At 62.4% G+C, this 20,606-nt stretch carries 16 protein-coding genes and 4 tRNA genes; 13 read left to right on the forward strand and 7 right to left on the reverse strand.

Annotation, left to right across the window (positions count from 1 at the left end):
* Positions 1-43 precede the first annotated feature (43 nt).
* The 5 genes from aspT to KIO76_RS12910 form a co-directional block, all read right to left on the reverse strand.
* Positions 44-1,735, reverse strand: a complete 1,692-nt coding sequence (aspT, locus tag KIO76_RS12890; RefSeq protein ID WP_213323654.1) for an aspartate-alanine antiporter — start codon at positions 1,733-1,735, stop codon at positions 44-46.
* 250 nt (positions 1,736-1,985) lie between these two features.
* On the reverse strand, positions 1,986-3,437 hold the full coding sequence (locus KIO76_RS12895) for a metal-dependent hydrolase family protein (RefSeq protein ID WP_249729590.1): 1,452 nt from the start codon (positions 3,435-3,437) through the stop codon (positions 1,986-1,988).
* Positions 3,438-3,550: 113 nt separating this feature from the next.
* Entirely contained in the window at positions 3,551-4,042 is a 492-nt protein-coding gene (locus KIO76_RS12900; protein WP_213323655.1) for a hypothetical protein, read from the reverse strand.
* Between the two features lie 39 nt (positions 4,043-4,081).
* The gene (locus KIO76_RS12905; protein ID WP_213323656.1) at positions 4,082-4,603 is read right to left on the reverse strand and encodes a DUF1269 domain-containing protein; all 522 of its coding nucleotides are present in this window, start codon (positions 4,601-4,603) and stop codon (positions 4,082-4,084) included.
* A gap of 559 nt (positions 4,604-5,162) precedes the next feature.
* Positions 5,163-5,237, reverse strand: a tRNA-Thr gene (locus KIO76_RS12910).
* 451 nt (positions 5,238-5,688) lie between these two features.
* Between KIO76_RS12910 and KIO76_RS12915 the strand changes: the two genes are divergently transcribed.
* Positions 5,689-6,045, forward strand: a complete 357-nt coding sequence (locus KIO76_RS12915; RefSeq protein WP_213323657.1) for a hypothetical protein — start codon at positions 5,689-5,691, stop codon at positions 6,043-6,045.
* A gap of 358 nt (positions 6,046-6,403) precedes the next feature.
* A complete protein-coding gene (locus tag KIO76_RS12920) occupies positions 6,404-6,937 on the forward strand; it encodes a hypothetical protein (protein ID WP_249729591.1) in 534 nt (177 codons plus the stop codon).
* Between the two features lie 243 nt (positions 6,938-7,180).
* Here the strand turns inward: KIO76_RS12920 and KIO76_RS12925 are convergent, their stop codons facing one another.
* Together KIO76_RS12925 and rlmB are read right to left on the reverse strand one after the other, a co-directional pair.
* Positions 7,181-8,863: an MFS transporter gene (locus KIO76_RS12925; RefSeq protein ID WP_213323658.1), complete on the reverse strand. Its 1,683-nt coding sequence runs from the start codon at positions 8,861-8,863 to the stop codon at positions 7,181-7,183.
* 354 nt (positions 8,864-9,217) lie between these two features.
* Positions 9,218-10,045, reverse strand: coding sequence for a 23S rRNA (guanosine(2251)-2'-O)-methyltransferase RlmB (gene rlmB / locus KIO76_RS12930; RefSeq protein WP_213323659.1), 828 nt, complete (start codon positions 10,043-10,045; stop codon positions 9,218-9,220).
* Positions 10,046-10,290: 245 nt separating this feature from the next.
* On the opposite strand from rlmB, the gene KIO76_RS12935 reads away from it, so the two are divergent.
* From KIO76_RS12935 to rpoB, 11 genes are all read left to right on the forward strand, one after another.
* Positions 10,291-10,375: transfer RNA gene (locus tag KIO76_RS12935), tRNA-Tyr, on the forward strand.
* Between the two features lie 20 nt (positions 10,376-10,395).
* A tRNA-Gly gene (locus KIO76_RS12940) sits at positions 10,396-10,469 on the forward strand.
* 265 nt (positions 10,470-10,734) lie between these two features.
* Entirely contained in the window at positions 10,735-11,925 is a 1,191-nt protein-coding gene (gene tuf, locus KIO76_RS12945; protein ID WP_213323660.1) for an elongation factor Tu, read from the forward strand.
* A gap of 218 nt (positions 11,926-12,143) precedes the next feature.
* Positions 12,144-12,220 (forward strand) — tRNA-Trp (locus KIO76_RS12950).
* Positions 12,221-12,378: 158 nt separating this feature from the next.
* Entirely contained in the window at positions 12,379-12,576 is a 198-nt protein-coding gene (secE, locus tag KIO76_RS12955) for a preprotein translocase subunit SecE (RefSeq protein WP_213323661.1), read from the forward strand.
* 10 nt (positions 12,577-12,586) lie between these two features.
* Complete coding sequence (gene nusG, locus KIO76_RS12960; protein WP_213323662.1) at positions 12,587-13,153, forward strand: transcription termination/antitermination protein NusG; 567 nt, start codon at positions 12,587-12,589, stop codon at positions 13,151-13,153.
* A 258-nt stretch (positions 13,154-13,411) separates the two neighbouring features.
* The gene (rplK, locus tag KIO76_RS12965; RefSeq protein ID WP_213323663.1) at positions 13,412-13,843 is read left to right on the forward strand and encodes a 50S ribosomal protein L11; all 432 of its coding nucleotides are present in this window, start codon (positions 13,412-13,414) and stop codon (positions 13,841-13,843) included.
* 11 nt (positions 13,844-13,854) lie between these two features.
* The gene (gene rplA / locus KIO76_RS12970) at positions 13,855-14,553 is read left to right on the forward strand and encodes a 50S ribosomal protein L1 (protein ID WP_213323664.1); all 699 of its coding nucleotides are present in this window, start codon (positions 13,855-13,857) and stop codon (positions 14,551-14,553) included.
* A gap of 502 nt (positions 14,554-15,055) precedes the next feature.
* Entirely contained in the window at positions 15,056-15,574 is a 519-nt protein-coding gene (gene rplJ, locus KIO76_RS12975; protein WP_213323665.1) for a 50S ribosomal protein L10, read from the forward strand.
* 45 nt (positions 15,575-15,619) lie between these two features.
* Positions 15,620-16,000 (forward strand): 50S ribosomal protein L7/L12, encoded by a 381-nt coding sequence (gene rplL, locus KIO76_RS12980; RefSeq protein ID WP_213323666.1) that lies wholly within the window; start codon positions 15,620-15,622, stop codon positions 15,998-16,000.
* 431 nt (positions 16,001-16,431) lie between these two features.
* A complete protein-coding gene (rpoB, locus tag KIO76_RS12985) occupies positions 16,432-20,553 on the forward strand; it encodes a DNA-directed RNA polymerase subunit beta (RefSeq protein ID WP_213323667.1) in 4,122 nt (1,373 codons plus the stop codon).
* Positions 20,554-20,606: the final 53 nt, after the last annotated feature.

The following is a 20,606-nucleotide window of genomic DNA, read 5'->3' on the forward strand; positions in this document are numbered from 1 at the left end:
CCCGTCCATCATCAGGGGGCAGGACTAGCGCGGACGGACTGCTCTAGCTCATCAGCATGACGATGATGATGCCGCCGACGGTCAGCAGCGTGTTGCCGACCGCGCAGGTCACGGTGAAGCCAAGCGCTGGAACCTGGCTGCCAGCCCTCTCGGTCAACATGCCGAGCGTTGCCGTAGAAGCGCGCGCCCCGGCGCAACACCCCAGCAGGATCGCGTCGTCAAACCGGAATACATACCTTCCGATATACAGGCTGAGTATGAGCGGGACCGCTGTCGCGACGATGCCCCAGAGGAAAAGGCCGGCGCCAAGCTGTTCCGCGCCCGCGACGAAGCTGGGGCCGGAGGACAGGCCGACCACCGCGATGAACATGTTGAGGCCGAGGGAGTTCATCAGCCAGCCGGCCGCGGGCGGGACCTTGCCGAAGGTGGGATGGACGGCACGCAGCCAGCCCGCCACGATTCCGGCAATCAGCACACCGCCAGAGGACGACAAGGTGATTGGCGCCGAACCGATATGCCAAACGAGCGTACCAATGAGCGCGCCGATCACGATGGCGCCGGCGACGAAGCCAACGTCGGTTTCGTCACTCGTGCGATCGGCCCGCCCCAAGGCCGCAACGGCGGCAGAGACATCCTGCGGCCGCCCGTAGACGGTCAAGACGTCGCCGCGATGAAGTTCTGTAGCGGCCAGGATCGGAATGTCGACACCCGTTGCGCCGCGGCGGATGCGCCGCAGGAAGATGCCACGGGTGCTCGGGTGGTCTGCCAGATCGCCGAGGGCCTTTCCGTCGAAATGCTGGTTTGTGAGAAGGACATCGACGCCTTCAATCGGCACATCGAGCAGATCCTTGTCCTCGACCTCCTCCAGGGAACGGCCCAGCTGCTTGAGGACATCGCCGTGCGCACCGGCGACGGCAATGATATCGCCGGCCTGCAGCACGGTGTCGGCTTTGGCGTCAAAGATCGTGTCGTCGCGACGCAGTCTTTCCACGAATAGCTGCTTTGAATGGTAGCTTGTCTCCATCTGCGAAACGCTCTGGCCGACGAAGCGACTGTCCGGCGCGATACGATAGGCACGCGCGATGAACTGATGCCAGGCAGAGCGCTTGCCTCTATGATCGGCTCGCCCACCCATCTTGACCTCATAGGCCCTGCAAGCCGCGGGAAGGTTGATGCCAAGGAGTTTGGGACCGAGAAGCGCGACGATCATCGTCGCACCGACAGTGCCAAAGATGTAGGTCATCGCGAAGGCAGTCGGCACAGCATTGACGAGCGCGCTTGTTTCATCCGGGGCTTTGCCCATCCGTTCGATCGCGTCGACTGAAAGGGCGAGAGCGGAAGAAATCGTATTGGCACCGGCAAAAAGGCCGGCGGCAAAACCCACATCATAGCCCGCGATGCGCGCGCACAACCACGCCATGCCGAGACACAGCGCGCAGACAACGATGGCGAAAGCGGCTTGCGGCACGCCATTCTTGGCGACGCCCTGCACAAATTGCGGCCCGACGCTATAGCCGATGGCGAAGAGGAAAAGCAGGAAGAAGACGTCGCGAACGTCATTCGAGATGGCGATATCGAGTTGTCCGATGACGAGGGCGGTGAGAAGTGTTCCCGTTACCGCGCCGAGGCCTATACCCTTGAAGGACAGTTTTCCGATCGCGTAACCTATGGCGAGTGACAGGAATACCGCGATCGCCGGGTTCGTTCGCAGTACGTCCCCAAACCACTGCCACATCTACATGTTCTCCTCATACACGGCCCCGCGGACAACTGGCGCGGCGCGCTCTTGCCTTCGGCAGCCTGATTGTCGGCCTTGGGCCATTCAGGACCGGGCTTATCCGCGGTGATCCCGACCAGAGCGGTATCCGGCCGGATCGCGGCGGTCTGGCGAGCCAGCCATACGGTTTGAAAGCCCTGGCTTCGACCATCCCCGCAGCCTTTGCGCCGCGCAAAATACGTCCCGCCCCGTGGGCGAGCCCTAGCGCTTAGGCCTCGCCGAGAGTGTCCTTGAAGATCTTGCCGTCCTTCATGATCAGCTTCATCGTGCGGGCCGGGTCGGCGATAAGCGAGATGTCCTCGAGCGGATTGCCTGCGATCAGCAGGATATCGGCGAAAGCGCCGGGTTCGATGACGCCGATCGGCTGCTGGTACGGGCGCCGATTGCCTGCCATCGCGAGCAGTTCGGCGTTGGTGCTGGTCGCCATGCTCAGCACCTCGGCATTGGTGAACCATCGGGCGAGCTTCGCGAGCTGCTTGCCTTGGGTCACGGTCTTCCCAGGACTAAACAGGATGTCCGTGCCCCAAGCGACTTTGGCTTTGTAGTTCTTCGCCCATTCATAGGCCCGCACGGTGCCTTGGGCGATGAATTCCTGCTCGGCGCCCTGCCGGGGATCGGGATGAACATTGGCATCCTCGTCCTTCAGAAAGGGCTGCAAGCTCCACCAGGTGCCGGTGTCAGCGATGCGCCGGACCGTATCCTCGTCGGCCAGCTGACCGTGTTCGATACATTTCACGCCGCAGTCGATCGCCCGTTGGATGCCCTGCGCCGTGTAAACATGCGTACAGACATACGTGCCCCAGTCCGTGGCGGCAGCGACGGCGGCGCGAATCTCGGCTTCCGTGAATTGGTTTCCATCGATGGGATCATAGAGCGAAGTAACCCCGCCGCCCGTGACGAGCTTGATCTGGCTGGCGCCGAGCATGAGCTGCTCACGCACGCGCCGAAGTACCTCGTCCGGCCCGTCGGCGATCATGGTGACCCCGGCCTTCTCCGCGACGCTCAACCCGGACGTCGCATTGCGCGGTACCTCCGCACGCATGCGGAAATCCCCGTGGCCGCCAGTCTGCGAGATCATCGCGCCGGATGGAAAAATGCGCGGGCCCACGACAAGGCCCTCGTCGATGGCGCGCTTCAACGCGAACGAAGGGCCACCGGTGTCGCGCACAGCGGTGAAGCCGCGCAGCAGCGTCTGCTCGGCTTCGTTTGCAGCCTTGAGGTAGATATAGCCGATATCGGCGGTTAACGCCGCAAGCTCGGAAATATTGGCGAGCATGGCATGCCAATGAGCATCGATGAGGCCTGGCATGAGCGTGCAACCGCGTCCATCTATGACCCGCGAGGCCTCCACGGCCGTACCTTTCGGCACCAGCGCCGCGATAGCATTGCCACGGACAAGCAGGTCCAGATCCATCCGCAGGGTGTGGGAGCGGCCGTCGAAGATGGCGACATTCCTGAAGAGTATGCCCTGGTCAGATTCGGCGGGGTGGGGAGCTGTTCCGGAGGGCGCGGCTGAGGCCTTTGACGCGGCGATACCATCAGCCGGCAACATTTCCAGGCACAGGCGCTCGTTGATCCGCAGTGCGGCCGGCGAGTGACACAGGCACGCGCCCGGGCGATGAAGGAACGAAAGGGATGAGCCGGCTTTTTGACGCTGCATGAAAGACCTGTTCAGACTTCGCTCGGTCAGCCCGGTTCGGCCGCCGGCGCGCGCTGGAGTGTTGGCGCGCCTCGCTTCACACCAGGGCCCGGAGCGAGGCGCCAATGCCGTTTTCAGGGGCTGCTCTGAGCCTCGACCACGCCGGCGATCCACGCTTCGGCGGAAATGCCCGCGTTCTTGGCCTTAGCACGTACAGCCTCGACGACTGTTGGCCGGAGTGGCACGTCAAGGATGATCTCGTCGGCGTTATCCAGCGAGTACACGGTGCGCATAACGCGCGCCGCGAACCGCATGACGCGGGCGGTCTTCTGCGCATCCGTCAGCGCCGTATTCGACGCAATTACCGGACAATAGCCGGCTACGAGACTGTCGATCACCAATGTTTCCGATGTGCCTTGCTGGCGCAGCGCGTACACCGCCCCGTTCAACTGCGCGATATCATCGAAGGCATCACCGCTTGGAAGGAGCTTCTCCACGCTCGCAGCCTTTTGCCCGTCGGCGATTGGCTTCCATGGACAGGTAAAGCCGGCAGCGCTGGCGGGCGCGGCCGCGAGAAGAAATGGGATTGCGACGCCCAGCGCCGCGATTGCCAGGGATTTGCTCATAAGATTTCTCACGCTCGCTACCTTGCTGAAAACGTCGGTTCAGGCTGACGGCGCAGCGGGCGTCGGCGCGTTCAACGGCTGGGCGGCGAGCGCTTCACGCAAAGCCTGCTCCTTGCTGTGGTCAAGAGAGGTCTTGAGCACCGTGCCGCCCGAGCCGCGCAGTTCTTCCAGAACCTTGTCGCCGGTGACTTCCTGCACCAGGACGAACAGCGCAGCACTGCCGGGCTGAAGCGACTCGCTCAATTCCTTCATGAACTTGTCGTTGATGCCGAAATCGGTCAGCGCGCCGCCGAGAGCACCCGAAGCCGCCCCGAGGACAACGCCGACGAGCGGCATCAGGAAAACGGCTCCGATCAGCAATCCCCAGAGGCTGCCGGACGCAGCGCCCGCTGCGGTCGTGTTCATAAGCTGATTAAGCTTGACGTGGCCTTTGTCGTTTTTCGTGGCGATGACCGCATCGCCAATCTTGATAAGATACTCCTTCTGGAGCTCGAACAGCCGCTGGCGAATTTCTTCAGCTTTCTGCTCTGAAGGATAGACCACGACAACGAGATCAGACATTGAAAACTCCACTGCGGCAGCATGATAGCTGATTGGACAACTTACCTCGTAAATGTGTCAAATCAACTAGACTGTACGGCTCATGTGAAAGAAAGCTGCCAGCAGCGGCGGAATTTTCTGGAGGTGGGAACGTTAAGCATAGTCCCAGGATCAATCGGCTTGGATCTTAGTTCGCGGGATCGGCTCTAACTCTTCGTCCTCATGAGGTTTCTCCTGGGGAAATGCTGCATGTTTCGCTGAAGTTGCTCTTGAAATCCATCCTCTCGCCAAGCAATTGCCTGACAGTTAGCCACAGGCTCACTATTCGCAAGAATAGTTGAATGTCGTTGGCGTGCGTTTTGCCGCAGTTGCTTGTTTGACCCGCCGGGACGCGCCATTTCGGTGCCACCTTGCGTGGATGATCGTTGAGACGTCGCCTATCAGAGCGATGAGGAGCCGCAGTCATTCGGCATTTCCGCGGATTTGAGCCCGTTCCCCGGCCGGCCGGTTTGGACGCCGAGCATTCGCTACCCGTCGGCCTGGGACAGGTTGAGCGAATCGGGATGGCTTGATGGGAATGTGGTGCCGGCGGAGAGGATCGAACTCCCGACCTTCGGTTTACAAAACCGCTGCACTACCGCTGTGCTACGCCGGCCCGGACACCGTTTCGGTGCCAACTGCTTATCCGACCGGGCGCTTAAAAAGCGCACGATCTAACGCGGGCCACCTCCTGATCGCTGATTTCTCAGCCAAGTACCGACCAGCCGAATTCAACGAGCCGGGGCGGTGTTCCACGGGTGTCTCGGCTACCAGTCTTTGCGGCAATCCGCAAGGGGGTGGCGAGAGGAGCGGCGGTGATCGGGGCGAAGCGTCTGTCCATGATGCCGCGACCGTCTCTGATCCCGCATCGCGTCCCAATCTAAGCGGCTGATTGCCATTCTTCATGCCCGCTATGCGAGGGATTGGTCTTCGCGCCTTGTCAAGGCCGTGCTTGTGGCCACGTTAGGCCACAATGAGCGATCATTTTTTGTCGAGGATGGAAGTGAGGCGAGCCTGCTTCTGGATTGGAACACCAGGCTTTAGCCCATGGTATCGAGGAAGTGATCATGATCCGTTCCGTTTCGTTCAACGGCCTGTCCAAGAAAGTTGTTGCGGCCGGTCTCGCCGGCTTGACGCTTCTCGGCGGGCTAATGGCCGGCGCGGGAGAGGCGTCGGCGGGCTGGTATGGGCGGCACGGCTATTATCGCTATCACGGCGGTAATGGCGGGGCGGTGGCTGCCGGCATCGTGGGTGGGCTGGCGCTGGGTGCGCTTGCTGCGGGAGCAGCACGCGCGTCAGCCCCTCCGCCGCCAGCATGGGCCTACGATGCCTATGACGATGGCCCGGCGTGTTACGTGGCGCCGAGGCGCGTCTGGGTAGAGGGCTGGGGCTGGAGCGTGCGGCGTATCACCGTCTGCGACTAACCACGGAATGAGCGTCTGCAGAGAGGCCCCGTTCACGCGGGGCCTTTTCTGTTGACGGCCTTGGCGCAGCGTGGGGACCGTGGAGGCGGCCGATGATCTCCGACATGAGAGGTCAAGGCCCTACGTGAGCTTGAGGCGCAGACATCGGCGATCGTGGATATCCGCGCGCGTCGTTGACCCGGAGCCGCAGAGGCTCGGTCCGTTTGGGTAGCCCGGCACACCGGCGGCGCCTGTGGCATCGCAGATCCTCATCCTGAGGCACATGTGGAACGGGCCGGGCACCGCCAGCGTTTACCCGTAAAGGTGGTCTGGGCGACGAGGCCTCGACTGCAGATACGGCTTGAGCGGGAGGACGTTCATGCGACACTTCAAACCCGTAAAAACGCTTCTATGCGCCGCAGGTGCCATGGTCGCAGCAACCTTCGTGGTCGCGAGCGCGCCCAGCCCGGCGGAGGCGCAGTGGAGAGGTCACGGTGGCGCGCACTGGGGCGGACGACCTGGCTGGGGCGGTGGCGGGCCACGCTTCGCCCCTGGGGTCCGGCCGGGATGGGGAGGCGGCGGTTGGAATCGCCCCGGTTGGGGATATCGCCCCGGTTGGGGGTATCGTCCCGCGTGGAATGCAGGCTGGCGCCCTGGCTGGAATCGGGGATGGTACCCTCGTCCCGGCTGGCGAGCCGGCTGGTATGGGGTGCCGGCCTATGGCTACGGTCCGTACTATGGCTACGGCTATGATGGCTGGGGAGCGGGCGCTGCCCTAGCGACGGGCGCCATTCTGGGTGCAGGGATCGCGGCGGCGGCTAATTCCACCCGATCCTACTGTTACCGTGCCCCACGCCGCGTGATCGTCAACGGCGTCTGGCGTACACGCACCGTGACCGTCTGCGAGCGCTAAGGGATCCTAGGCGCGCGGCCAGCCGGTAAGCAGCCCGAAAAAAAGACCCCGCCGTGAGGCGGGGTTTTTAGGGTCTCGATAAAACGCATCAATTGCCTGGTCTGACAACGTTGGAGTAGGGACCAAGTTCCGCGAGCTTTTACCGAAATTGCAGTTTTTATGTGTTCGCGGGATCGAATCGTCCTGATGACGAGGCCACGCGGCGCCACAATCCTCCGGAGCGCCGCGCGACGATAGCGTCGATCACTTGTCCCCTTCGTAGGTGAAGATGTTGCGGTCCTTGGTCTCCGGCATCAGAAGGAGTCCGACCACAAACGTCATGAGCGCGATTATTATGGGATACCACAGGCCTGAGTAAATATTGCCGGTGGCCGCGACAATCGCGAAGGCCGTAGGCGGAAGGAAGCCGCCGAACCAGCCGTTGCCGATGTGATAGGGCAAGGACATGCCGGAGTAGCGGATCCGGGTGGGGAAGAGTTCCACCAGCAACGCCGCGATCGGACCATAGACCATGGTCACGAAGATCACCAAGACGGTCAGTATGAGCGTCATCATGAACATGTTGATCTTGGCTGGATCTGCCGCGGCCGGGTAGCCGTGCGAGCGGATTGCCTCGGTGGCGGTCTTCGTGAAGGCGGCCGTGCGCGCGGCCGCTTCGGCGCCGGCAGCACGGGCGTCGAAGGATTCGATGACCTGGTCGCCGATGCGGATCTTGGCGATCGTGCCGGCCGGTGCCGCTTCATTGGAATAGTTCACGGCATTGCGCGCCAGGAAGGACTTGGCAATATCGCAGGAGGTTGTGAAGCTCGACGTGCCCACAGGATTGAATTGGAACGAGCATTCGGCCGGGTCCGCAATGACGGTGACCGGCGCGGTTTCCTGAGCGGCGATCAAAGTCGGATTGCCGTATTTGCCGAGCGCGGCGAACAGCGGGAAATAGGTGATCGCGGCGATCAGGCAGCCCGCTAGAATGATGGGCTTGCGGCCGACGCGGTCCGACAGCCACCCAAAGAACACGAAGAAGGGCGTTCCGATCAGGAGAGCGAGAGCGATCAGGATATTCGCTGTTGTTCCGTCAATCTTCAAAGTCTGGGTCAGGAAGAACAGGGCATAGAACTGGCCGGTGTACCAGACCACGGCCTGGCCGGCTGTGCCGCCGAGTAGCGCGATGATGCCGATCTTGGCGTTCCGCCACGTGCCGAAAGCTTCCTTGAGAGGCGCTTTCGATCCCGAGCCTTCTTCCTTCATCTTGACGAAGGCCGGCGATTCCTGGAGCTGCAGACGGATCCAGATGGACACGCCGAGCAGGAGGATCGACAGAAGGAAGGGAATGCGCCAGCCCCATTCATTGAAGGCTTCGGTCGACATCGACATGCGCAGGACGAGAATAACGACGAGAGACAGGAACAGGCCGACCGTCGCGGTCGTCTGGATCCACGACGTATAGAAACCGCGGCGGCCCTGGGGCGCGTGCTCGGCCACATAGGTTGCGGCGCCGCCATATTCACCGCCTAGCGCCAGGCCCTGCAACAAGCGGCAGACGACGAAGGCGATTGGGGCGATGATGCCGATGGAGGCGTAGCTCGGAAGAAGGCCGACCACGAAGGTCGAGATACCCATGACGGTCATCGTCACGAGGAACGTATATTTTCTGCCGATGAGGTCGCCGAGCCGTCCGAAGAACAAGGCGCCGAAGGGGCGCACCGCAAAGCCGGCGGCGAAGCCAAGCAATGTAAAAATAAATCCGGCGGTCGGATTGACGCCGGAAAAGAAGTTCATCGAAATATTGACGGCGAGAGAACCCGCCAAGTAAAAATCATACCATTCGAAGACCGTGCCAAGCGAAGACGCAACGATCACTTTGCGCTCTTCGCGAGTCATAGGCCGCTTCTGCTCGGATATCGCTTCCGCTGCCGCGACGCTCATTGACGCCTCCTAAAGTGTTTCCTCGTTTTATTGTCCTCCGATCTAGGCAATTCAGGGCAGGGTTGCTTGCGAACATTGCGGCTGCGCCTGAGAATCATGCCGGATCGTACGTTCAATACCGGAAAATTACGGCGGGAGGCGGTATCGTGTCGCTCGTCAATTCGTCGTCATTCGAAAGTTGAATGGATCGACGCGGTACTATCTGGCGGACAGGCGCGTAGGCATGCTTATGATCCCGCCTTCACGGGCGTCCATAGCCGGTGAGGGACAGGTTGGACATCGGCCCACGCCTGGCACCGGGACTGGGCTGCTGGGTGTGTCACCAGGCGCCAGCGCCGGCTAGGTCACACCGTTTCAATCAAGAGCGGCTAGTGCGCGCGAGGTGGCGTATAGGGCGACGGCGGCCGCATTCGATACGTTCAGGCTCTTGATGCTCCCCGGCATGTCGAGCCGCGCGAGAACGTTGCAGCGCTCCCGGGTGAGCTGCCGCAAGCCCTTGCCCTCCGCGCCGAGGACGAGCGCGACTGGCCGGCGCAGGGGGACGGCCTCAAGCTCTGTCTCGCCGGCCGAGTCAAGCCCTATGCATAGGAAGCCGCGCTCGCGGAGGGTCTGCAAGGCGCCCGCGAGATTGCGCACGATGGTGAAGGGGACATGCTCAAGACCACCCGACGCCGATTTCGCCATTACGCCCGTCGCCGACGGGCTGTGCCGGGCGGTAGTCACGATACTGTCCACGCCGAAGGCGGCGGCCGTGCGCACGATGGCGCCGACATTATGCGGATCGGTGATCTGATCGAGGACGAGAATCAACGACCGCGCGTTCATCGTCTCGATCGTGGGTGAGGGGAGTGGGTCGGCTTCGACATAGAGCCCCTGATGCACCGCGTCCGGATCCAGCTTGCGCGCGATCTCGTCTGGGCGGGCGAGTTCCGGTGTGACGCGGAGCGTGCCCAGTTCCTCGGCCAAGCGTCGCTGCGCGTTCTCGGTCACGAGCAAGCGGCGGATGCGGCGCTTGGGGTTTGAAAGCGCCTCGACGACAGGATGCCAGCCGTAGAGAACGACGCCGTCCTCGATCTCGGCTGCCCGTCTCGCGCGCCAATCCGGACGATTCGATCTGCCAGGGCCAGATTTATGGCCATGGCCGGATTTGCCGTGGCGAGACCGCCGCTGATCATCACTCATTGTTACTGCTCGTTTCCACAGATATGGGCACTTTTGGCGAGAGCTCGGCTAGCTAAGGCGTTCTCGCCATTGACCCAGGCCCGCGTCACCGTCGGGCAGGTTTGACACAGGGGATTGTGGCGCGCCAGCCCGGTTTTGCAGTTGACACCCATAACCGCCTCCTCTTAAGAACGCGCCACTGCTCCTGCGCTGCAGGTGAGCGGAAAGGTGATCGACCCACCGGGGTCGGTCATGCTGGATGGGCCGGAGGGGTGCCCGAGTGGTTAAAGGGGACGGACTGTAAATCCGTTGGCTACGCCTACGTTGGTTCGAATCCAACCCCCTCCACCATCCAAGCCTGACGTGCGTTAGCGGGTGTAGCTCAATGGTAGAGCAACAGCCTTCCAAGCTGATGACGAGGGTTCGATTCCCTTCACCCGCTCCACGGCCTCATCGAATTCCTTTCGTTGATGGTTTTGAGCACGGCGTTGTCGGACAGCGCGGCGGGCAGGGACGTGATTTGGTGTTTGTCGGGACCGGTTGCAGAGGCCTATTGTGGCGGGTGTCGCAGCGGGGATCCCGCAAAACGGCACTAATTGCGCCGCTGGCACTTGCGCAAGCGAGTGAAACCCCCTAGACGATCGCGCAATTTCGGGGGATCGGTAGGTCCGATCCTTTATCATGATGGCAATGCCCAGGGTTTGTGACTGATGGCCAAAGAGAAGTTTGAGCGGACGAAGCCGCACTGCAACATCGGGACGATTGGTCACGTTGACCATGGCAAGACGTCGTTGACGGCGGCGATCACGAAGGTCCTGGCTGAGTCTGGCGGTGCAGCGTTCACGGCGTATGACCAGATTGACAAGGCGCCTGAGGAGAAGGCGCGCGGGATCACGATCTCGACGTCGCATGTTGAGTACGAGACGAAGAACCGTCACTACGCGCATGTGGACTGCCCCGGCCACGCGGACTACGTGAAGAACATGATCACGGGCGCGGCGCAGATGGACGGCGCGATCCTGGTTGTGTCGGCGGCTGACGGCCCGATGCCGCAGACGCGCGAGCACATCCTTCTGGCGCGCCAGGTTGGCGTTCCGGCGCTGGTGGTGTTCCTGAACAAGGTCGACATGGTGGACGACGCGGAGCTTCTCGACCTGGTCGAGCTTGAGGTTCGCGAGCTTCTGTCGAAGTACGAGTTCCCCGGCGACGACATCCCGGTGGTGCGTGGTTCGGCGCTGTGCGCGCTGGAAGACCGCGAGCCGACGATCGGGCATGACGCGGTGCTCGAGCTGATGACGCAGGTCGATGCCTATATTCCGCAGCCGGAGCGTCCGGTTGACCTGCCGTTCCTGATGCCGGTCGAGGACGTGTTCTCGATCTCGGGTCGTGGCACGGTTGTGACGGGCCGCGTTGAGCGCGGGATCGTGAAGGTCGGCGAGGAAATCGAGATCGTCGGCCTGAAGGCGACGGTCAAGACGACGGTTACGGGCGTGGAGATGTTCCGCAAGCTCCTTGACCAGGGTCAGGCGGGCGACAACATCGGGGCGCTGCTGCGCGGCACGAAGCGCGAGGACGTTGAGCGCGGGCAGGTGCTGTGCAAGCCGGGTTCGGTGAAGCCGCACACGAAGTTCAAGGCGGAAGCCTACATCCTGACGAAGGAAGAGGGTGGTCGCCACACGCCGTTCTTCACGAACTATCGTCCGCAGTTCTACTTCCGGACGACGGACGTGACGGGTGTCGTGACGTTGCCGGAAGGCACCGAGATGGTGATGCCTGGGGACAACGTGACGATGGAAGTCGTGCTGATCGTTCCGATCGCCATGGAAGAGAAGCTTCGCTTCGCGATCCGCGAAGGTGGCCGCACGGTTGGCGCCGGCGTGGTCGCCTCCATCATCGAGTAAGACACCAGCAACACCAGGCGAACGCGCGATGAAAACGCGTGTTCGCCTGCGTCGCACGGCTGCCGCGCCGTAAGCTGGGCGCGGCGGTGAATATTCCCATCATTCGCCTATCGCCATGTCGCGCGAGTGATGTATAGGAATGGCGTGGCGATTCCATCTCGAGCTTGGCTTTGGCTTGAGTGGGCGCCATGGTCGGCCTGCTTCCGCAGGCGTCCGCTAGGAGTGTAGCTCAACTGGCTAGAGCACCGGTCTCCAAAACCGGGGGTTGGGGGTTCGAGTCCCTCCACTCCTGCCAGCGGATCCTCGACGGTCGACTATCAATTCCTGACTGCAGTTTTTGCAAGTTGCGCTGATCGAGACTGGTATTGCAACAGGCCCCCGACGCCAAGGGCCCTTGCGGGTTCATCGTTGTGATGCCAAATCAGCACTGCGCGACGGCTATGGTGAGACAATATGGCGAAGACGAATCCGGTCGAGTTCATTCAGCAGGTCGGTAACGAGACCTCCAAGGTCACGTGGCCAACCCGCAAGGAGACGCTCGTCACGACGGCTATGGTGTTCGTCATGGTCATCGTCGCGAGCCTGTTTTTCCTTCTCGCCGACCAGATCATCCGCTTCGGCGTGACGCTGATCCTCGGTATCGGTCGCTAGGAGCTTCGCGATGTCTTCTCCCAGCCTGAGCAGCCTCTCATCCGCTCCCAAACGCTGGTATATCGTCCACGCTTACTCGAATTTCGAGAACAAGGTGGCGCAATCCCTGCGCGATCAGGCCGTGCAGCGTGGCCTCGAGGACAAGTTCGACGAGATCCTCGTCCCGACCGAAAAGGTCGTCGAGGTTCGCCGCGGGCGCAAGGTCGATACCGAGCGCAAGTTTTTTCCCGGCTATGTCCTGGTGAAATGCGACCTCACTGACGAGGTCTATCACCTCATCAAGAACACCCCGAAAGTCACCGGCTTTCTCGGTGCGGACAAATCCAAGCCGCTGCCGATTCCGGACCGCGAGGCGGAGCGGATCAAGGGACAGGTTGCCGAAGGCGTCGATCGTCCGAAGCCCTCCGTCAGCTTCGAGGTGGGCGAGCAGGTTCGCGTCGCGGACGGGCCGTTTGCCTCTTTCAATGGCATCGTCGAGGAAGTGGACGAGGCCCGTGCCCGGCTCAAGGTTGCCGTGTCCATCTTCGGTCGTGCGACCCCGGTCGATCTCGAATACGGTCAGGTCGAGAAGGTCTGATTGTTCGGGGCAGAGCGCAATCCCTGAGGCTTGCCTCGCGTCGCGCGTCTTGATAAAGAGCTTTCACAAAGGGTGGCCGGCATGCTGGCCGCCCTTCGTCGTTGGAGCGCTAAGCTCCAGAAAGCCGGCGGATTTCATCGCCGGTTCGTCCGCGGAAGGTCCGCCGGTCGCCAGCCGGAACAGAAGGGCCGCACCGCGATCTGTCATCCCCGGCGCACGGATTGGCATCCGCGGCGTCGTCCCATGGGAGCAGCCATCATGGCAAAGAAGATCACGGGCTACGTGAAGCTTCAGGTTCCGGCAGGCGCGGCCAACCCGTCGCCGCCGATCGGTCCGGCGCTCGGTCAGCGCGGCCTCAACATCATGGAATTCTGCAAGGCCTTCAACGCGAAGACTGCGCAGATGGAAAAGGGCACCCCGATTCCGGTGATCATCACCGCATACCAGGACCGCTCTTTCACCTTCGAGATGAAGCAGCCGCCGGTCAGCTACTTCCTAAAGAAGGCTGCCGGTATCACGAGCGCGTCGAAGACCCCCGGCAAGGGCGGCTATGCTGGCAAGGTCACCCGCGACCAACTGCGTGACATCGCCACGAAGAAGATGGTCGACCTGAACTGCGACTCCGTCGATGCGGCTGTCGCGATGATCGAAGGCTCGGCCCGTTCGATGGGCCTTGAGGTCCAGGGCTGAGGAGGTCGATCATGGCAAAACCAGCAAAGCGCATTACCGCTCTTCGCGAAGGCGTCGACCGCGTGAAGCTCTATGGCCTCGAAGAGGCCGTGAAGATGGTGAAGGAGCGCGCCAAGGCCAAGTTCGATGAGACCATCGAAGTGGCCATGAACCTCGGCGTCGATCCTCGTCACGCCGACCAGATGGTCCGCGGCGTCTGCAACTTGCCCAACGGTTCGGGCCGTACGGTCCGCGTCGCCGTGTTCGCGCGCGGCGCCAAGGCTGACGAAGCCAAGGCCGCCGGTGCGGACATCGTCGGCGCCGAGGATCTGCTTGAAATCGTTCAGGGCGGCACGATCAACTTCGATCGCTGCATCGCGACTCCGGATCTGATGCCGCTCGTCGGTCGCCTCGGTAAGGTGCTTGGCCCGCGTGGCCTGATGCCGAACCCGAAGGTCGGCACGGTGACGATGGACGTCAAGGCCGCGGTTGCGGCTGCCAAGGGCGGCGCCGTTGAGTTCCGCGTCGAGAAGGCCGGCATTGTCCACGCCGGGATCGGCAAGGCTTCCTTCGACGAAGGCAAGCTGATCGAGAACATCAAGGCTTTTGCGGATGCGGTCTCCAAGGCCCGTCCGTCCGGCGCGAAGGGCACTTACGTCCAGCGCGTCGCGATCTCATCGACGATGGGGCCAGGTGTGAAGGTCGATCCCGCCACCGTTCTCGGCGCGTAAGACAGCTGCCTCATCTTCGGCGCATTGGCGCGCTAGAAGCCGTCACTTATTCGTTTGCCTGCGGTGGGCACTTGGCAAACCGCAGGTGAATGGTTATTAAAACCATTCTTGCCTGGAATCGTCATGACATCGATGTCGTCGTTCTCAGGCTTGGAGTTTCGCCCGGGCGACCGGGCGAATGTGGCCGGCGGGCAAGGCGGTAGCTTTGCGCGAACCGGCCATATGTCCTGTCCGAGACTGCGGGTGCCGTTACGGCTTAATTTCAGTACGAAGCCAGCATAGACGGGGAAGGCTGATTTGCACGACGGATGCCCCTTGGTGGGTATCCTTTGAGTGGGTTGGTTCGGACCTATTCCTGGGGCGTGAGTTTGATCTCTGCGATCTGGGGGACAGGGCTTGCGAGCGCCGCGCGCGGCGCATTGGGTGCAAGCCTAGTGCACGGCGTGTGGCATGTGCAGCCGGCGGCGGGGATGTTCCCTGCTGCTGAACCGGAGAGAGCCAAGTGGACAGAGCGGCAAAAGCCGAGTTCGTCGCGACGATGGGTGATGTCTTTTCATCAACCGGCGTCGTCGTCGTAGCTCACTATGCCGGCCTGACAGTCGCCGATATGCAGAAGCTCCGCAGGGAGATGAAGCAGGCCGGCGCCTCGGTCAAGGTCGCGAAAAATCGCCTCGCCAAGATCGCTCTCGAAGGCACGGACGTCGCATCAATCGCGCCTCTTCTGAAGGGGCCGACGTTGCTGGCTTATTCCAGCGACCCTGTTGCGGCACCGAAGGTCGCTGTCGATTTCGCCAAGGGTAACGAAAAGCTCGTTATCCTCGGTGGCGCGATGGGAGTGACCGCTCTGAACCCGGACGGCGTGAAGGCTCTGGCCACGCTGCCGTCTCTTGATGAACTGCGCGCCAAGCTGGTCGGCCTCGTTCAGGCCCCGGCAACGAAGATCGCGCAGGTCGTCAACGCACCCGCCGGGAAGCTGGCGCGCGTGTTCGGGGCATATGCCAAGCGAGACGAAGCGGCGTAAGGCCGTCAAACCCCCTATCAATCGAACTAACCCAGGAAGTGTATCATGGCTGATTTGGCAAAGCTCGTCGACGACCTGTCGAGCCTGACCGTCCTCGAGGCCGCCGAGCTGGCGAAGCTCCTCGAAGAGAAGTGGGGCGTGTCCGCCGCCGCCGCCGTGGCGGTTGCCGCTGCGCCGGGCGCCGCTGGTGGCGCCGCCGCTGCCGCTGAAGAGCAGACCGAGTTCACGGTCGTTCTTGCCGCCGCCGGCGACAAGAAGATCGAAGTCATTAAGGAAGTCCGCGCGATCACCGGCCTCGGCCTCAAGGAAGCCAAGGACCTCGTCGAAGGCGCTCCGAAGCCCGTCAAGGAAGGCGTGGCCAAGGACGAGGCCGACAAGCTCAAGGCTCAGCTCGAGAAGGTCGGCGCGAAGGTCGAGCTCAAGTAAGTGTTGCGCGGGCTTTGACCCGTGCTCGGCGGGAGCCGGCGTTTCCTTGCGGATCAATCCGGTTCCCTCCAATCGTTCGAGACTTGGTTCTAGCGATTTCGTTTTGAGGAGATCGCAATGGGAAGGGGCTCTTGGCCCTTCTTGGTTAGAGGCGGGCCGCCGCGGCGGAGCGCGACAAGTTGAGAATTCCACGGTCCCGAAGGCATCTTGTCTCCGGGGCCGTTGTGTCATCGATGCGTGACCATGATCAACACGTGATCATCGATGGTCTCAGACGCGCAAGAGACGTGACGACGGCGGTCCCGGTGGGGCTGTCGGGAGTGACATGGCAGCATGCCGCGGGAGCGGCCGGCTGACCTGGCGGCCTTATTGAGCCGCCCGGCCTCTGGTGGGGCCGCCAGGTCAGCCGTGCGTGAGGAGCGAGAACAGACATGGCCCAGACGATCACTGGCCCGAAGCGTGTCCGCAAGTTCTTCGGCAAGATCCGGGAAGTGGCGCAGATGCCGAACCTCATCGAGGTTCAGAAGGCATCCTACGACCAATTCCTGATGGTCGACGAGCCGAAGGGAGGGCGGCCAGAGGAGGGGCTACAGGCCGTCTTCAAGTCCGTTTTCCCGATATCCGATTTTTCCGGTGCTTCGCTGCTCGAATTTGTGAAGTACACCTTCGAGCCGCCGAAATACGACGTGGACGAGTGTCGCCAACGGGGTATGACCTTTGCCGCGCCGCTCAAGGTCACGCTGCGCCTGATCGTGTTTGATGTCGATGAAGATACCGGCTCCAAGTCTGTCAAGGACATCAAGGAGCAGGACGTCTACATGGGCGACATGCCGCTCATGACGGACAACGGCACCTTCATCGTCAATGGCACAGAGCGTGTCATCGTCAGCCAGATGCACCGGTCACCAGGCGTGTTCTTTGACCACGACAAGGGCAAGACCCATTCGTCGGGCAAGCTGCTGTTCGCCGCCCGCATCATTCCGTACCGTGGCTCCTGGCTCGACATCGAGTTCGATGCCAAGGACATCGTCTATGCGCGTATCGACCGTCGCCGCAAGCTGCCGGTGACGTCGCTGCTCTATGCGCTTGGCCTCGATGGCGAGGAGATCCTTGAGACCTTTTACAACCGGATCCTCTACAAGAAGGATGGCGACGGCTGGCGCGTTCCTTACGACGCTGAGCGCCTCAAGGGCTTCAAGGCGAGCGTCGACCTGATCGACGCTGACACCGGCGAGGTGGTTCTCGAGACGGGCAAGAAGCTGACCGCCCGTGCCGCGCGCATCCTTACGGAAAAGGGTGTAAAGGAACTCCGCGGGACGCACGACGATCTGATCGGCCAGTATGTCGCCGAAGACCTCGTCGACATGTCGAACGGCGAGATCTTCGCCGAGGCCGGCGACGAGATCACCGAGAAGCTGCTCAAGGTGCTGCTTGAAGCGGGCTTCGAGGAAATTCCGGTCCTCGACATCGACCACATCAATATCGGCCCGTACATCCGCAACACCCTCGCGGTCGACAAGAACTCCTCCCGGGAGGAAGCTCTGTTCGACATCTACCGCGTCATGCGTCCGGGTGAGCCGCCGACGCTTGAGACGGCCGAAGCGATGTTCCATTCGCTGTTCTTCGACGCCGAGCGCTATGATCTCTCGGCCGTCGGCCGCGTGAAGATGAACATGCGCCTCGATCTCGACGCGGCGGACACGGTGCGCACGCTGCGCCGCGAGGACATGCTCGCCGTGGTCAAGGCGTTGGTCGACCTCCGTGATGGTCGCGGGGAGGTTGATGACATCGACCATCTCGGCAACCGTCGTGTCCGGTCCGTCGGCGAGCTCATGGAGAACCAGTATCGTTTGGGTCTTCTGCGCATGGAGCGCGCGATCAAGGAGCGCATGTCGTCGGTCGACATCGACACGGTGATGCCGCAGGACCTGATCAACGCGAAGCCCGCGGCAGCCGCCGTGCGCGAGTTCTTCGGCTCGTCGCAGCTCTCGCAGTTCATGGATCAGACGAACCCGCTGTCTGAAGTTACTCATAAGCGTCGCCTTTCGGCGCTCGGCCCGGGTGGTTTGACGCGTGAGCGCGCCGGCTTCGAGGTGCGCGACGTGCATCCGACGCATTATGGCCGCATCTGCCCCATCGAGACGCCGGAAGGTCCGAACATCGGCCTGATCAACTCGCTGGCAACCTTCGCGCGCGTCAACAAGTACGGCTTCATCGAGGCGCCTTATCGCAAGGTCCGCGACGGCGCGGTCACCAACGAGGTGGCCTATCTCTCGGCGATGGAAGAGTCGAAGTACTACGTCGCACAGGCGAACGCCGACATCGACACGACCGGCAAGCTGACGGAAGACCTCGTGGTCTGCCGTCGCGCCGGCGATGTCGTGGTCGTCCCGCCGGATCGCGTGGACTACATGGATGTGTCGCCGAAGCAGCTTGTGTCGGTGGCCGCGGCGCTCATCCCGTTCCTTGAGAACGACGACGCCAACCGCGCGCTCATGGGCTCGAACATGCAGCGTCAGGCCGTGCCGCTCGTGAAGGCGGATGCGCCCTTCGTCGGCACCGGCATGGAGGCCGTGGTGGCCCGTGACTCCGGCGCAGCGATCGCGGCTCGTCGCACGGGCATCATCGACCAGGTGGACGCGACACGTATCGTTATCCGCGCGACGCAGGACCTGGACCCCACGAAGTCGGGCGTCGACATCTACCGGCTGATGAAGTTCCAGCGCTCCAACCAGTCGACCTGCATCAACCAGCGTCCGCTGGTGAAGGTCGGTGACCAGGTGCGCAAAGGTGACATCATCGCCGACGGCCCGTCGACGGATCTCGGCGAGCTTGCTCTCGGCCGGAACGTGCTCGTCGCGTTCATGCCCTGGAACGGCTACAACTTCGAGGACTCGATCCTGCTCTCCGAGCGGATCGTGAAGGAGGACGTGTTCACCTCCATCCACATCGAAGAGTTCGAGGTGATGGCCCGTGACACCAAGCTCGGCCCGGAGGAAATCACGCGCGACATTCCGAACGTGTCGGAAGAGGCGCTGAAGAACCTCGACGAAGCCGGCATGGTCTATATCGGGGCGGAAGTGAACGCGGGCGATATCCTCGTCGGCAAGATCACACCCAAGGGCGAGAGCCCGATGACGCCGGAAGAGAAGCTTCTGCGCGCCATCTTCGGCGAGAAGGCATCCGACGTGCGTGACACGTCGCTGCGTGTTCCGCCGGGAGTGACTGGCACGGTTGTGGAAGTCCGCGTGTTCAACCGTCACGGTGTGGACAAGGACGAGCGTGCGCAAGCGATCGAGCGCGAGGAAATCGAACGCTTGGCCAAGGACCGCGACGACGAGCAGGCGATCCTCGATCGCAACGTCTATGCGCGTCTCGCCGAGGTGTTGACGGGCCGCGTGGCGATCGCCGGTCCGAAGGGTTTCAAGAAGGACGTCGAGCTGACCCGTGAGGGGCTGACGGAGTTCCCGCGTTCGCAGTGGTGGGCTTTTGCCGTTTCCGACGACGCCATCACGGCCGAACTCGAAGCGATGCGCAAACAGTACGACGAGTCGAAGAAGCGCCTTGAACAGCGTTTCCTCGACAAGGTCGAGAAGCTGCAGCGCGGCGACGAGCTGCCGCCCGGCGTCATGAAGATGGTCAAGGTCTTCGTTGCGGTGAAGCGCAAGATCCAGCCGGGCGACAAGATGGCCGGCCGTCACGGCAACAAGGGCGTCGTGTCACGGATCGTGCCGATCGAAGACATGCCGTTCCTTGACGACGGCACGCATGCCGACATCGTGCTCAACCCCCTCGGCGTGCCGAGCCGCATGAATGTCGGGCAGATCCTCGAGACGCACATGGGCTGGGCCTGCGCCGGTCTTGGCCGTCAGGTCGGGCTGGCTGTCGATGCCTATCTCAAGTCGCAGGACTCCTCGCGTCTGAAGGGCACGCTGCGTGACATCTACGGTACGCAGGGTGACCTCGACCAGCTGGGCGACGCCGATCTGGTCGAGCTCGGGCAGAACCTGCGTCGCGGCGTCCCGATCGCAACCCCGGTGTTCGACGGAGCCAAGGAGGCCGATATCGAGCGCATGCTCGAGGAGGCTGGCCTCGACCGTTCCGGCCAGGTGACGCTCAACGACGGGCGGACTGGCGAGGCGTTCGATCGCAAGGTGACCGTGGGCTACATCTATATGCTGAAGCTGCACCACCTCGTGGACGACAAGATCCACGCACGTTCAATCGGCCCCTACTCGCTCGTCACGCAGCAGCCGTTGGGCGGCAAGGCCCAGTTCGGTGGCCAGCGTTTCGGCGAAATGGAGGTCTGGGCGCTCGAAGCCTACGGCGCCGCCTACACCTTGCAGGAAATGCTGACGGTGAAGTCGGACGACGTGGCTGGCCGTACCAAGGTCTACGAGGCGATCGTGCGCGGCGACGACACCTTCGAGGCCGGCATTCCCGAGAGCTTCAACGTGCTCGTCAAGGAAATGCGCTCGCTCGGCCTCAACGTCGAATTGCTGTCGACGAAGCAGCCGCCGGCGGAACTGCCGCCGCAAGAGGCTGCGGAATAAGACCGCGGAGCGAGCGTTATGCTCGCTCCGGTCCGTCGCCATTCAGGCGCGGC

It is taken from the genome of Chelatococcus sp. YT9, from assembly GCF_018398315.1.
In the GTDB taxonomy this organism is placed as follows: domain Bacteria; phylum Pseudomonadota; class Alphaproteobacteria; order Rhizobiales; family Beijerinckiaceae; genus Chelatococcus.

Coding starts and splice junctions, on each gene's coding strand:
- rplL (WP_213323666.1), top strand. CDS start 15,620: ATGGCTGATTTGGCAAAGCTCGTCGACGACCTGTCGAGCCTGACCGTC.
- rlmB (WP_213323659.1), bottom strand. CDS start 10,045: ATGAGTGATGATCAGCGGCGGTCTCGCCACGGCAAATCCGGCCATGGC.
- tuf (WP_213323660.1), top strand. CDS start 10,735: ATGGCCAAAGAGAAGTTTGAGCGGACGAAGCCGCACTGCAACATCGGG.
- KIO76_RS12895 (WP_249729590.1), bottom strand. CDS start 3,437: ATGCAGCGTCAAAAAGCCGGCTCATCCCTTTCGTTCCTTCATCGCCCG.
- rplA (WP_213323664.1), top strand. CDS start 13,855: ATGGCAAAACCAGCAAAGCGCATTACCGCTCTTCGCGAAGGCGTCGAC.
- secE (WP_213323661.1), top strand. CDS start 12,379: ATGGCGAAGACGAATCCGGTCGAGTTCATTCAGCAGGTCGGTAACGAG.
- aspT (WP_213323654.1), bottom strand. CDS start 1,735: ATGTGGCAGTGGTTTGGGGACGTACTGCGAACGAACCCGGCGATCGCG.
- rpoB (WP_213323667.1), top strand. CDS start 16,432: ATGGCCCAGACGATCACTGGCCCGAAGCGTGTCCGCAAGTTCTTCGGC.
- nusG (WP_213323662.1), top strand. CDS start 12,587: ATGTCTTCTCCCAGCCTGAGCAGCCTCTCATCCGCTCCCAAACGCTGG.
- KIO76_RS12905 (WP_213323656.1), bottom strand. CDS start 4,603: ATGTCTGATCTCGTTGTCGTGGTCTATCCTTCAGAGCAGAAAGCTGAA.
- KIO76_RS12915 (WP_213323657.1), top strand. CDS start 5,689: ATGATCCGTTCCGTTTCGTTCAACGGCCTGTCCAAGAAAGTTGTTGCG.
- KIO76_RS12920 (WP_249729591.1), top strand. CDS start 6,404: ATGCGACACTTCAAACCCGTAAAAACGCTTCTATGCGCCGCAGGTGCC.
- rplK (WP_213323663.1), top strand. CDS start 13,412: ATGGCAAAGAAGATCACGGGCTACGTGAAGCTTCAGGTTCCGGCAGGC.
- KIO76_RS12925 (WP_213323658.1), bottom strand. CDS start 8,863: ATGAGCGTCGCGGCAGCGGAAGCGATATCCGAGCAGAAGCGGCCTATG.
- KIO76_RS12900 (WP_213323655.1), bottom strand. CDS start 4,042: ATGAGCAAATCCCTGGCAATCGCGGCGCTGGGCGTCGCAATCCCATTT.